The following is a 12,195-nucleotide window of genomic DNA, read 5'->3' on the forward strand; positions in this document are numbered from 1 at the left end:
GGCGGCGCCGCCGCCCTGCGGCGGGGGGCCCGGCCGGCCGGCCTGCCGGCGCGTCGAACGCGAGTCGGCGCCGCGTCGGCCGGCGGGCACGTGCGCGTTCTCACGTGAGGTGCGCGCGGACGGCGGCCAGCCAGGCGGCCGGCTGGTCGATGTGGGCCATGTGGCCGGCCTCGTCGAGGATCACGGCGTGGGCCGTGGGGATGCGGAGGGCCGCGTCCCGCGCCAGCCCCGCCGGGAAGACCATGTCCTGCCGGCCGTGCGGCAGCAGCGTCGGCAGGCCGAGCGCCGCCAGGCGGGCGGCCGCGCGCTCCGGCAGCGCCGACGGCGGCGTCCGGCGTGTACTCCCCGGGCGGCAGCCCGCCCGGCGAACGGCCGCAGCCGCGCAGGTCGGGCCAGAGCACCCGGACCTCCCCGGCCAACTCCCGCAGCGGGTCGAGGAGATAGCTGTGGTCCCAGTCCGGCCCGCCGTGGATGACGAGCAGGGTCCGTTGGGCCGGCCCGGCGGTGCGCGTCACATGGAGGTCGACCGGCCTCACCCCCGCGCCGTCGAGCCCGAGCCGCCGGAGGCGCCCGAGCCGCCCGAGCCCCGCACCCGGAGATGCGCGAGGAGATGGGCGGTGGCCGCCGTCACATCCTCGACGGCCTGGTCGAAGACGGCGCGGTTGTGCGCGGCCGGGGCGCGGAAGCCGGACACCTTGCGGACGTACTGGAGGGCGGCGGCCCGGATGTCCTCGTCGGTGACGTCGGGGGTGGCCGGGGGGCGGAGGGTCTTGATGCTGCGACACATGGGACCAGTGTGGACCCGACCACTGACAGTCCCACCGGCGCACGCCCACGGCGACGCGCCGCGCCACCGGCGGCGAGCGCGATAGTCCACACGCCCCCCGTCATCGTCCACGCCCGCCGCCCTAGCCTTGAGGCGTTGCCAGGCCGCGCGGCACGGTTTCTCCCGTTTGACCCCCCACATACGGACGGAGAGTCTCATGCGCAGGACGAGCGCACGATTCAAGCTGGCCAGTGCTGTCGCGGTGACCGCCGCCGTGACGACGGTCGCCGGCCTCACCGCCGCCACCGGCTCCGCCTCGGAGCCGGCCGAGGTCGCCCCGCTGGCGGTCGGCACGCCGACCGGCTTCGGCGCCGCGACCACCGGCGGCGCGGGCGGCGAGACCGTCTCGGTCTCCTCGGCCGACGAGCTGATCGAGGCCGCCAACAGCGACGGGCCGCTCCAGATCGAGGTCAACGGCACCATCGACGTGGACGAGATGGTTCGGGTCTCCTCCGACAAGTCGATCGTGGGCGCCGGCTCGGGCGCCACGATCCAGGGCGGCGGTCTCAACATCAGCGACGCCGACAACGTCATCGTGCAGAACCTGGTGTTCGCCGACTCCAACGACGACGGCATCAACGTGCAGTACAGCACCAACGTCTGGATCGACCACAACGACTTCACCAACCCCAACGACGGGGCGCTGGACATCAAGCGGGCCTCGACGAACATCACGGTCTCGTGGAACCACACCTACGACTCCGACAAGAACATGCTGTTGGGGCACTCCGACGACAACGGCTCCGAGGACATCGGGAAGTTGAACGTCACCTACCACCACAACTGGTTCGACGGGGTCAACCAGCGCAACCCGCGCGTCCGCTTCGGCGACCCGGTGCACGTCTACAACAACTACTACAACGACATCGGCAGCTACGGCGTCGCCTCGACCGAGGACGCCGGGGTGCTGGTGGAGGCCAACTACTTCGAGAACACCGAGGACCCCTTCCACCTCGGCGAGGCGGCCTCGGGCCCGGGCTCGATCGAGGCCAGGGACAACCACTTCGTGAACTCGGGTGAGGGCGAGGCCGGCGGTTCGGTGTCCGGCATCCCCTACAGCTACTCGCCCGACGCGGCCGCCGACGTCAAGTCCATCGTGACCGGCGGCGCCGGGGTCGGCCAGCTGTAACCGGGGTTCCCGGTGCTCGCCGACCGGGCCGGTGTCACCGCTCCCGCCGCGTGGGCGGGGGTGTGACGCCGGCCTTGTCGGCGTGCCCGGGCGGCGCTATCGTCCTCGCCACCTCGGCGGCGCCGCCGGGGGCACCGCAGCGCGCCGTGCGGCGCGCGGTCAGGCGTTGCCGAGGAGCGAGGCTGTCGCGATGGTGGAACGCGGGCTGGAACGCGGGCTCGGGGTGTCGCCGCCGGACCGGGCACCGGGCAAGCCACCGGCCGGGGCGCGGAACGGTTCGCCGGCCGGGGCGTGGAACGGTTCGCCGGCCGGGGCGTCGGGGGAACCGCCGGCCGGGCGGCGGCCGTTGCTCGGGCTGGTGACGGCCAACATCCACTTGGGCGTGGGCGCCACCCTCTGGTCCGGGGTGCGGCGGGCGGCCGAGGCGCACGGCGCCAGCCTGGTCGCTCTGCCAGGCGACGCGGTGCGCGTCGAGGGCGCCCCGCGCAACGCGCTCTACGAACTGCTGCCCACCGCAGGGCTCGACGGGGTCATCTGCTGGACCTCGACGCTGGGCCTGCCGGCGGCCGGCGAGCGCGCGGCCCGGCTGGTGCGCGAGCTGTCCGGGCTGCCGGTGGTGAGCCTCAACCGGGCGCTGGAGGACCACGAGACGCTGCTGTTGGACAGCCATGCCGGGATGCGGAAGGCCGTCGGCCACCTGGTGACCGACCACGGGCGGCGTCGACTCGCCTGCATCCGGGGCCCGTTGACCAACCCGGTGGCGCTGGACCGGGCCCGCGCCTACAGCGAGGCGCTGCGCCGGCACCGGCTGCCGCAGGACCGTTCGTTGACCGCCGCCTCGTTGGACTACGCGGCCGGCGCCGGCGCGGCGGCGATGCGGGTGCTGATCGACGTGCGCGGGCTGCGCCCCGGCCGGGACTTCGACGCGGTGGTGGCGTGCAGCGACGCGCTGGCCGCCGACGCGCTGCGCTTCCTCACCGAACGCGGGGTGCGGGTGCCGGAGGACGTGGCGTTGATCAGCTTCAACGACTCGGTGGAGGCGCGGATCAGCGATCCGCCGCTGACCTCGGTGGCGTTGCCGTTCGGCGAGTTGGGGGCGCTGGCCGTGGAGACGCTGCTGGCCAGGCTGCGCGGCACGGCGCCGCCGGCGCGGCGGGTGGTGTCGGGGACGCTGATCGTGCGGGGCTCCTGCGGCTGCCACTCGCCGCTGGTCGAACAGGTGGTGGAGCAGGGGGTGGGGCAGGGCGCCGAGGGGCGCGGATTCTCCGAACCGGCCGGGGTGCGGGGGTCGTTGACGCCGACCGCGCCGCTGGACGCCGGGCTGCTCGCGGCGCTGCCGGCCGGGCCGGGGGAGACCGGCGTCGACTTCCTGCGGCGGCTGGAACGCGCGCTGGCCACCTCGGTGCGGAGCTTCGACGACGCCGTGGCCTGGGACCGGGCGCTGCTTGGCCTGCGGGCCGGGGGCGGCGCCGACCCGGCGCGGCTTGAGCGGCTGGTCGGCCAGGCACGGCTGCTGGTGGCGGACAAGTCGCGGCGGCTGCTGGAGTACGAGCGCTGGACCGAGGAGCAACGGGCCCGGCGGCTGCGGGCGTTGGCCACCACGCTGACCACGGTGACCGACACGGCGGGGCTGCGGCGCGCGTTGGAGCGGCATCTTCCGGGGCTCGGGGTGCCCGGCTACCGGCTGGCGCTGCGCGAGCCGGCGGCCCCCGCGCCCCCGCCGCTGGCCGAGATGCTGCCGGACCGCGACGACCGCGACACAGGCGTCGATCGCGGCGCAGGCGATGACCGGGGCGAACAGGTTGAACGGGCTGAACGGGGTGAACGGGTTGAACGGGGTGAACGAGGCCGGTTCACCGCCGTGTTGGAGCCGCTGCACATCGGCGACGAGCAGCTGGGCTACGCGGTGTTCGAGGCCGACCCGGGTGACGAGCCGCACGGCGGCGGCGCCGGCGCGCTCTACCGGGCGCTCGGGGACCAGATCAGCGCGGCGCTCAAGGGCGTGCGGCTGTTCACCGAGGTGCGCGGGGCGCGCGACGCGGCGGAGCGGGCCAGCCGGTTCAAGACCCGGCTGCTGGACAACGCGACGGACGAGCTGCGCAGCCCGGTCGAGGCGATCCTGCGGCACACCGCCGAGGGCGAGCCGGCGCACGAGCACGCCAACCGGCTGCTGCGGCTGATCGACGACCTGCTGGACCTGTCGCGCTCCGAGATCGACGCGCTGGACCTGTCGCGGCAACTGCTCGACCCGCTGCGGACGTTGACTGAAACGTTTCGACTGGCCGGCGGCCGCCCCGAGCACCTGCGGCTGCCGTCCCGGCTGCCGGTGGTGCGCGCCGACGAGGGCCGGCTGACGCAGATCGTTCTCAACCTGCTGGTCGCGGCCGGCGGCCCCGGGCTCCACCTGGCGGCGGAGGCCGGCCCCCGGCAGCTCGACATCCGGGTGGACCGGCCGGGGCTGACCGTGGAGGAGGGCGAGGAGGAGCGCCTCTTCCAGCCGTTCGCGAGCGGGGCGCGCGGCACCCGGCTCGGCCTGGCCATCGCGCGCCGGCTCGCGGTGCTGCACGGCGGCTCGGTGACCGTTGACCGCGTGCGCGGGCGCGCGGGCTTCCGGCTCACGCTCCCCCTGCCCACGCCGGCGGACGCGCCGGGGCAGCCGGCGGCCGGGAACGAGTTGCTGGTGCTGGCCGCTGACGGCGAGCAACCGCCGCCCGAGGCCGCCGCGTTGGCCCGCCGCCACCGGCTGCGGCTGCGGCTGCCGGGGCCCGACGAGGAGCTGTCAGCGCTGCTGGGCCCGCCCGGGCCGGCCGCCGTGGCCTGGGACGCCGAGGCGCCCGGCGCCGCCCGGCGGTGGGCGACGGCGCGCCGGCTGCTGGACCACCCCGCGCTGCGCCACACGCCCTTCCTCCTCTACGGCCCGCTCGCCGGGGACGACCTGCACCAGGTGCTGCACGCGCTGCGGCCGTCCGAGCTGGCCAAGTCGGTGCTGGTGGTGGACGGTTCGGCCGAACGCAGGGAGCGCGCCCGCGCGCTGCTCACCCAGGCGCTGCCGGGCCGGCCGGTGCGGGCCGCCGCCGACGGCACCAGCGCGCTGGCGCTGCTGGCCGACGAGGCGCCGGGGTTGCTGGTGGTGGACCGGGCGCTGCCCGACATGGCCGGCCTGGACGTGGTCGAACGGCTGCCGGGCGTCCCGGCGTTACTCCTCAGCGACCGGGGCTTCACCGTCGCCGACGCGCGCCGCGCCGAGCCGCACCCGGCGCTGCTGCTGCTCGGCCGGGAGATCCTGACCGAGGCGGAGACGGCGCGGCTGCTCGCGCTGATGCTGGAGCGCGACGACCCGGCCGCGCAGCGCGCGGTGGCGCCGGTGCGCTATGCGCTGGCGTATCTGGAGCAGCACTACCGCCACCGCTTCTCCCGCTGGCAGGTGGCCCAGGCGGCCGGGGTCAGCGAGGACCACCTGGGGCGGCTCTTCCACCGCGAACTGGGCCTGACGCTCTGGGAGTACCTCACCCGGCTGCGCATCCAACGCGCGAAGGAACGGCTGGCCAGCAGCGACGACAGCGTGCAGACGGTGGCCAGGGCGGTGGGCTTCCACGACCGGGCCTACTTCAGCCGGGTCTTCCGCCGGCTGACCGGGGTGGCCCCGCACGCCTACCGCGACGCGGGGTGAACCCGACGGTGTGAACGTACCGTTCACTTCGGTCTGTTGACAACGGATGGTTGGCGCGCGCAGGCTGGGGGCATGAGCGACCCCTTCACCCCGCCCGACCCTGCCGCAGCGGCCGCGCGGCGGGCCCATGCCGCGCTGTTCCGCATCGCCGAGCGCCATGCCGCCACCCCTGAGCAACGCGCGCGGGGCGCGCACCCCTCGGTGCTCGCGCCCCACGAGGCGGTGCGGCTGGTGGCGTTCCTACTGAGCGGCGCGGCCGAACGCGCGGACGGCGAACCGGAGGTGGACCGCGCCGACATCACGGCGGCGCTCAGCCTGGTGGCGCGCGCCCGCGCGGAGTTCGACGAACTGGAGCGCGGGCTGTTGGAGATGGCCAGGGGACGCGGCCTGACCTGGCAGGAGATCGCGTTCGGCCTGGGCCTGGCCACGCCCCAGGCGGCCCGCCAACGCCACGCCCGCCTCACCGAACGCGTCCCTGACGCGGACACGGACGCGCCCAGGGGCGCGTCCTGAGGAACGGGGGCGCCCGCGCCCCCGTTGGGGCGCGGGCGCCGGCACGTGCGGCCGCCGGGCGGCCGGCCGTTCAAGGGGCGGCGGGCGTTCAACGGGCCGACTGGCGCCGGGCGTTCACGGCAACGCCGAACGCCTGGCGCAGGATGGCCTCACGCCCGTGTCAACGGAACGGCCCCCGGCCGAGCGGAAACGGCGGATCGGCCGGTGCGACAGCGCAGTCGCCAACGCCCCACCGGACCGACGGACACCGGCCGTTCATGGCAACGCCGCGCGGTGGACTCGCGCGGAACGCACCCTGGCGCGCCGGCCCAACGGTCCGGCCGCCACCTCAACGCGACGGCCGACGGCTCAACGGTTCTGTGGGCGCCAGCCGTTTACAGCGATGCCCGACGCTGCGTGCGGCGGCGCTGCGCCCTGGTCAACGGGATGGCCAGCGCCAGCCGTGCCCGGCGCAGCGGACCGCACGGAACTACCGGCCGGTGCGTCCACCCCTCATCCCGCGCAGCGGACCCGCACCCCGGTCAACGGGCCGGTCGACGACGGCCGTTCCCCCCACAACCCGCAAGCCGCGCGCAGCGGACCCGCGCGGCGGACCCGCGCAGCGAATGAACGGGGCGGCGCGCGACGGTCGTTCACCCCCCACCCCCGAGCCCCGCGCGGCCGGCCCGCGCTGCGGGCCCGTCGCGCGGGTCCCCCGGCCGGCCGCCAGGCCATCACGCGTGGTCGGCCTCCGCGATCAACTCGGGGACGGGGAGCGAGCCGGGAGCGCGGCCCTCGGCGGCGAACGCGGTGGCGAGGCGTTGCAGGGTCTCGTTCCACGGCGTGGCCACCCCGTGGAGGCGGCCGAGCAGCACGATCTCGCCGTTGAGGTAGTCCGCCTCGATGGAGCCGGTGCCCCGACGGAGGCTCTGCCACGAGGAGTTACCGCCGGTCTCAGCGCCGGGCACCGGGCGCATGTCCATCCGGTCGGCGCGCAGGGCCGCTTCCTCCTCGGGGCTCACCCAGGAGATCCCGGCCGCGCGCAAGGTCGCCTCGCCCTCCGCCCTGACCCGCCCGTACACCTCGGCCAGCCGCTCGTCCCCGGCGACGGGGCCGCTGACCGCCTCCAGGGCGTTGGCCAGGTTCCCCAGCAGCTTGGCGTACTTCCAGCGGGCGACCTCCGGCGTCAACCTGGCCAGGAAACGGGAGCGTTCGAGGTCGTCGGCGATCGGCCGCAGGGTGGCCTCGTCCAGCCGCCCGTCCTCCGTTCCGGGGTAGTTCCCGATGTGCAGCATCCCGGTGAGCGGCGCGCAGGGCGCGGCCACCCGGCCCGGGGTGAGGTACTGGGCCGGCAGCCAGAGGCAGACCGCGAAGACCCGGCGGAAGCGGCGCAGCGCCAGGCGTTCGCCGGCCACGCCGTTCTGCGCGCAGAGCAGCGGGAGCCGTTCGCCGGCCGTGCCGCCGCCGGCGACCGGGCGGTGGGCCCAGGCGTTGAGCGCGGCGACGCTGTCCTGGACCTTGACGGCGAGCAACAGCACATCGTCCGGGGTGAGTTCCACCTCCTCGGGGCCTTCGACCACGGGCACCCGCAGGCGCAGGGACTCGTCCGGGGTGTCAAGGCGCAGGCCGTCGGCGCGCATCGCCTGGGCGTGCGCCCCTCTGGCCACCAACACCACCTGGTGCCCGCTCTGCGCCAGCCGCCCGCCAATGGCGCCGCCGACCGCGCCCGCTCCGATCACGATGTACCTCATGGCCGCATTGTCCCCCGGGCCCCAACCCTCTCCGACTGGGCGTGCTAGTTTGTTGCCTAGACTCCCTAGGCAATGGCCTGGTGGGAACAGTGGCCGAGGAGAGGGGTGGCCCGGGTGGCGCGGGTGGGGCTCAACGCCGAGCGGCTGACGGAGACGGCCGCCGCGATGGCGGACGAGGTGGGGCTGGAGGCGGTGACGCTCTCCGCGCTGGCCCGGCAGTTCGGGGTCAGGGACGCCAGCCTCTACTCCCATGTGCGGAACCTGCACGCGCTGCGGGTGCGGATCGCCATCCGCGCGGCCGCCGCGATGACGGAGCGGATCGCCGACGCGGTCGCCGGGCGGGCGGGGCGGGACGCGCTGGTCGCGTTCGCCGACGCCTACCGGGCGTTCGCGCTGGAGCACCCCGGGCAGTACGCGGCGACCCAGCTGCGGCTGTCCCTGGAGGAGGTCGGCGACTCGGTCGGCTTCCGGCGCAATGTCGAGCTGACCTACGGGATGCTGCGCGCCTACGGGCTGACCGAGCCCGATCTCACCGACGCGGCACGGCTGTTGCGCAGCACCTTTCACGGCTATGTCCAGTTGGAGGCGCAGGGCGGCTTCGGCCACCCGCGTGAGGTGCGGCACTCCTGGGCGCGCGGGCTGGCGGCGCTGCATGTGCTGCTCACCCACTGGCCCCCGGCGGAGGACGACGCCCCCGGCGGGGAGCCGGCCGGGGAGCCGGCCGGGGAGCCGGCCGGGGAACGGGCCGGGAAGCCGGCCGGGGAACGGGCGCGGGAGTCGCGGAACGAGCGGACCGCACGGAACGCGGAGAAGGAGCACGACTGATGTACACGCCCGAGTCCGGCACCCTCGAAGTGCCCGGCGCCACCCTGTACTTCGAGCGGCGCGGCAGCGGCCCGGTGCTGCTGCTGGTCCCGGGCGGGGCCGGCGACGCCGGGGTCTTCGCCGGGCTGGCGCCGCGCCTGGCGGACCGGTTCACCGTGGTGGCCCTCGACCCGCGCGGCATGTCCCGGAGCATCGCGCACGATCCGGAGGAGGCGCCCGACGTGGCGGTGTGGAGCGAGGACGCGCACCGGCTGCTGGCCGCGCTGACGCCGGGGCGCGAGGCGTTCGTTCTGGGCACCAGCTCGGGCGCGATCGTCGCCCTCGACCTGCTGGCCCGCCATCCGGAGGGGCTGGCCCGCGTGGTGGCGCACGAACCGCCGCTGCTGGGACTGTTGCCCGAGCCCGAGCCGCACCGGGCGCTCTTCGCCGAGGTGCGGGACACGTTCCGGGAGCGGGGCGCTGGGCCGGCGATGGCCAGGTTCGCCGAGGGGCTCGGCGGCGGGCGGGAAGCGGAGGGCGAGCAGCCCACCGAGCAGCCCGCCGAACCGCCGCCCGCCGTGCGGGAGATGGCGGCCCGGATGCACGCCAACACGCCGAGGTTCCTCGACGGGGTGCTCGTTCCGTTCAGCGGGAGCACGCCGGACCTGGCCGCGCTGGGGCGGGCGGCCGACCGGCTGGTGCCGGCGGTCGGCCGGGAGTCGAAGGGGCAGGAGCCGTTGAGCGGGCCGGCGACGCGGCTGGCGGAGGCGCTGGGCGTGGAGCTGGCCACGTTCCCCGGCGGCCATCTCGGGGTGGTGGAGCGGCCGGAGGAGTTCGCCGCCGAGCTGCTGGCCGTGCTGGGCTGAACGTCAGCGGAAGCCGGCCGGGCGCCGTGCGGCGCCCGGCCGGCGCGCGGTCACCAGTAGACGATGACCTTGTCGCCCTCGCGCACCTCGTCGAAGAGGGCGGCGATCCCGGCCTCGTCCCGGACGTTGACGCAGCCGTGGGAGGCGCCGTTGTACCCGTTGGCGGCGAAGTCCTCCGAGTAGTGCACCGCCTGACCGCCGTCGAAGAACATCGCGTACGGCATCGGGGAGTCGTAGAGCGTCGAGTGGTGGTGGCGGGACTTCCAGTAGACCTCGAACTCGCCCTCGCGGGTGGGAGTCTCCTCGGCGCCGAAGCGGACGTCGAGCGTCATCTGGACATCGCCGTCGATCACCCAGGAGAGGGTGTTGCTCGTCTTGGAGACGCACAGCGCCCGGCCCGTGAGGCAGCGTTCGTCCAGCTCGCTCTCCGGCTCGACCTCGGGCACCTCCAGCGGGGGATACATCTCCTCCTCGGTGGGCTGGGTGGTCCGCTCGGTGAGCGCGGCCCAGGTGTCGTCGAAGACCGTGCCGGTGATCTCGATCCCGGCCGCCCGCTGGAACGAGCTGACGGACGCGACCGTGACGTCGCCGTAGTAGCCCGTCGGGTTCCCGTCGAAGTGGCCGCGCTGGGCGAGGCGGGCCTGCAACTCCCGCACCTGCTCCGAGTTGTCCCCGTACCCCATCATCTGCTGCGGCGGGAACAGCTCGTCCTCGGTCGGGTCGCTGGTGGCCTCGGTGAGCGCGGCCCAGGTGGACTCGGTGACCTCGCCCGTGACGTCGAGGCCGGCCGCCCGCTGGTACTCCGACACCGCGCCGACCGTGACGTCCCCGTAGTACCCGGTGGGTTGGGCGGTGAAGTGGCCGCGCTGGGCGAGGCGGGCCTGCAACTCCCGCACCTGCTCCGACTCGTCGCCGAAGGACAGCAGCACCTCCTCCGCCGGCTCCTCCGTCTCCCCGCCCGAGCCGTCGTCGGTCTCCTCGGGAGCGGGCTCCTCCTGGGAGGCGGCCGGCTCCTCGGGGGCCTCCTGGCCCTGCGCCGTGCAGCCGGTCAACAGCACGCCGGTGGCCGCCAGAGCGGCCACGGCGGAGAGCATCGCCCGGCGCGGACCACCGCGCGAGCGCGCGCGGGTGCGCGGAGACATGCGAACGAGCGCGGAGCGCATCAGACTTCCCCCTGGGCTAACGGGACCTCATCGGACCTCACAGATAAAGATGCGCGAAACCGGCGGTTTGTTGCGCCCGAGGCCATAACAATGCGGCCACGTGTGTCGCGGTTCTGTCACCGGCGCGGCGGCGGGACCGCCAACACCGGGGGGGAAACTACCGCAGAAGCCCCCGCACGGCGGCCACCGAATCTGCCTCCGTGGGCGGTTTGTCCTCCCGATAGCGGAGCACGCGGGCGAACCTGAGTGTCACCCCCGCCGGGTAGCGTGTGGACCGCTGCACGCCGTCGATCGCCACCTCCACCACCAACTCCGGCCGCACCCGCACCCCCCACGGCTCCTCCGCCACGGCCAGCTCCCGCAGCCGCTCGGTCTGCCAGGCCAGCAGCGCGTCGGTCAGCCCCTTGAACGTCTTGCCGAGCATCACCGGCGCGCCGTCCTCGCCGCGCGCCCCCAGGTGCAGGTTGGAGAGCAGCCCGGCCCGCCGGCCATGGCCCCACTCGGCCCCCAACACCAGCAGCTCCAGGGTGTGCACGGGCTTGACCTTCACCCAGGCCGCGCCCCGCCGGCCCGCGCTGTAGGGCGCGCCCAACGCCTTGACCAGCACGCCCTCGTGGCCGCGCGCCAGCGTCGCCTCGGTGAACGCGTGGGCGGCGGCCCGCTGTTCGGCGTCCTCCGGGTCGGCGACCAGCACCCGCCGCACCCGGCGCGGGTCGGGCGCGATCCGCCGCAGCTCGGCGTGGCGCTCCTCGGTGGTGCGGTCCAGCAGCTCCCGGCCGTCCACCGTCAACAGGTCGAAGAACACCGGGGAGAGCGGCAGCGCGGCGTGCGCGCCCGCCACGTCCAGCCGGGAGCCGACCCGGCCGGCGACCTCCTGGAACGGGCGCGGCCTGCCCGCCTCGTCCAGTGCGATCACCTCCCCGTCCAACACCGCGCTCTCCACCGCCAACTCCAGCGCCGCGCGCCGCACCTCGGGCAGCCGCTCGGTGATCTCGTCGAGCGTCCTGGTGTAGATCCGCACCGTCCGGCCGTCCCGGTGCACCTGCACGCGGATGCCGTCCAGCTTCTCCTCGACGGCGCACGGGCCCAGCCCGTCCAGCGCCTCGTCCAGCGTGCGCGCGCTCTTCGCCAGCATCGGCAACACCGGCCGCCCCACCCGCAGTCGGAACTCGGCCAGCGCCTCGGGACCGCGCGCCAGCACCGCCTCGGCGACCGCGCCCAGCGAGCCGCCGAGCATCACCGCCCGGCGCACCGCGTCGGGCGGCGCGCCGGCCGCCCCGGCCAGGCCCTCCATGACCAGCGCGTCGAGCGCGCCCTGCCGCAGCTCCCCGCTGATCAGGCCGGTGAGGAACGCCTGTTCCGGCTCGGTCGCCTCGGCCAGCAGCCCGTGCAGCAGCGCCCGCCGCCGCGCCTCGGCGCCGGCCCCGGCGACCCGGCCGACCGCGCCCAGCGTCTCGTCGGTCGCCGCCACCGTCAGGGTGGCCGTGGCGGCGG

The 12,195-nt window shown here is 75.4% G+C and carries 10 protein-coding genes; 5 read left to right on the forward strand and 5 right to left on the reverse strand.

Going from position 1 to position 12,195, the window contains the following annotated elements:
• Window positions 1-100: 100 nt before the first annotated feature.
• On the reverse strand, window positions 101-244 hold the full coding sequence (locus EBN88_RS31315) for an alpha/beta fold hydrolase (protein ID WP_199742464.1): 144 nt from the start codon (window positions 242-244) through the stop codon (window positions 101-103).
• 288 nt (window positions 245-532) lie between these two features.
• Complete coding sequence (locus EBN88_RS24255) at window positions 533-787, reverse strand: DUF2277 domain-containing protein (RefSeq protein WP_122399198.1); 255 nt, start codon at window positions 785-787, stop codon at window positions 533-535.
• A gap of 196 nt (window positions 788-983) precedes the next feature.
• Between EBN88_RS24255 and EBN88_RS24260 the strand changes: the two genes are divergently transcribed.
• The 3 genes from EBN88_RS24260 to EBN88_RS24270 all read left to right on the forward strand — a co-directional run bounded on the left by EBN88_RS24260 (window position 984) and on the right by EBN88_RS24270 (window position 6,138).
• Window positions 984-1,955 carry a pectate lyase family protein gene (locus tag EBN88_RS24260; RefSeq protein WP_122399199.1) on the forward strand — a complete coding sequence of 324 codons (972 nt, stop codon included), beginning with the start codon at window positions 984-986 and terminating at the stop codon, window positions 1,953-1,955.
• A 190-nt stretch (window positions 1,956-2,145) separates the two neighbouring features.
• Entirely contained in the window at window positions 2,146-5,625 is a 3,480-nt protein-coding gene (locus tag EBN88_RS24265) for a substrate-binding domain-containing protein (RefSeq protein WP_122399200.1), read from the forward strand.
• A 72-nt stretch (window positions 5,626-5,697) separates the two neighbouring features.
• Window positions 5,698-6,138 (forward strand): DNA-binding protein, encoded by a 441-nt coding sequence (locus EBN88_RS24270; RefSeq protein ID WP_122399201.1) that lies wholly within the window; start codon window positions 5,698-5,700, stop codon window positions 6,136-6,138.
• A 713-nt stretch (window positions 6,139-6,851) separates the two neighbouring features.
• On the opposite strand, the gene EBN88_RS24275 is transcribed toward EBN88_RS24270, so the two are convergent.
• Window positions 6,852-7,868, reverse strand: a complete 1,017-nt coding sequence (locus EBN88_RS24275; RefSeq protein ID WP_122399202.1) for a ketopantoate reductase family protein — start codon at window positions 7,866-7,868, stop codon at window positions 6,852-6,854.
• 72 nt (window positions 7,869-7,940) lie between these two features.
• On the opposite strand from EBN88_RS24275, the gene EBN88_RS24280 reads away from it, so the two are divergent.
• The gene (locus EBN88_RS24280) at window positions 7,941-8,693 is read left to right on the forward strand and encodes a TetR/AcrR family transcriptional regulator (RefSeq protein WP_122399203.1); all 753 of its coding nucleotides are present in this window, start codon (window positions 7,941-7,943) and stop codon (window positions 8,691-8,693) included.
• Window positions 8,693-9,538, forward strand: coding sequence for an alpha/beta fold hydrolase (locus EBN88_RS24285; protein ID WP_122399204.1), 846 nt, complete (start codon window positions 8,693-8,695; stop codon window positions 9,536-9,538). The genes EBN88_RS24280 and EBN88_RS24285 overlap by 1 nt, the downstream gene beginning before the upstream one ends.
• Window positions 9,539-9,588: 50 nt before the next feature.
• On the opposite strand, the gene EBN88_RS31320 is transcribed toward EBN88_RS24285, so the two are convergent.
• Both EBN88_RS31320 and EBN88_RS24300 read right to left on the reverse strand, forming a co-directional pair.
• Window positions 9,589-10,620 carry a L,D-transpeptidase family protein gene (locus EBN88_RS31320; RefSeq protein WP_199742465.1) on the reverse strand — a complete coding sequence of 344 codons (1,032 nt, stop codon included), beginning with the start codon at window positions 10,618-10,620 and terminating at the stop codon, window positions 9,589-9,591.
• A gap of 238 nt (window positions 10,621-10,858) precedes the next feature.
• Window positions 10,859-12,195: ATP-dependent DNA ligase (locus EBN88_RS24300; RefSeq protein ID WP_122399206.1), on the reverse strand; the 1,337-nt coding region annotated here is incomplete at its 5' end.

The organism is Streptomyces triticirhizae, from assembly GCF_003696235.1.
In the GTDB taxonomy this organism is placed as follows: Bacteria; Actinomycetota; Actinomycetes; order Streptomycetales; family Streptomycetaceae; genus Streptomyces; species Streptomyces triticirhizae.

Excerpts from the sequence above, each read along its gene's own strand:
- EBN88_RS31315 (WP_199742464.1), bottom strand. The coding sequence starts at position 244 with ATGGTCTTCCCGGCGGGGCTGGCGCGGGACGCGGCCCTCCGCATCCCC.
- EBN88_RS24255 (WP_122399198.1), bottom strand. The coding sequence starts at position 787 with ATGTGTCGCAGCATCAAGACCCTCCGCCCCCCGGCCACCCCCGACGTC.
- EBN88_RS24260 (WP_122399199.1), top strand. The coding sequence starts at position 984 with ATGCGCAGGACGAGCGCACGATTCAAGCTGGCCAGTGCTGTCGCGGTG.
- EBN88_RS24265 (WP_122399200.1), top strand. The coding sequence starts at position 2,146 with ATGGTGGAACGCGGGCTGGAACGCGGGCTCGGGGTGTCGCCGCCGGAC.
- EBN88_RS24270 (WP_122399201.1), top strand. The coding sequence starts at position 5,698 with ATGAGCGACCCCTTCACCCCGCCCGACCCTGCCGCAGCGGCCGCGCGG.
- EBN88_RS24275 (WP_122399202.1), bottom strand. The coding sequence starts at position 7,868 with ATGAGGTACATCGTGATCGGAGCGGGCGCGGTCGGCGGCGCCATTGGC.
- EBN88_RS24280 (WP_122399203.1), top strand. The coding sequence starts at position 7,941 with ATGGCCTGGTGGGAACAGTGGCCGAGGAGAGGGGTGGCCCGGGTGGCG.
- EBN88_RS24285 (WP_122399204.1), top strand. The coding sequence starts at position 8,693 with ATGTACACGCCCGAGTCCGGCACCCTCGAAGTGCCCGGCGCCACCCTG.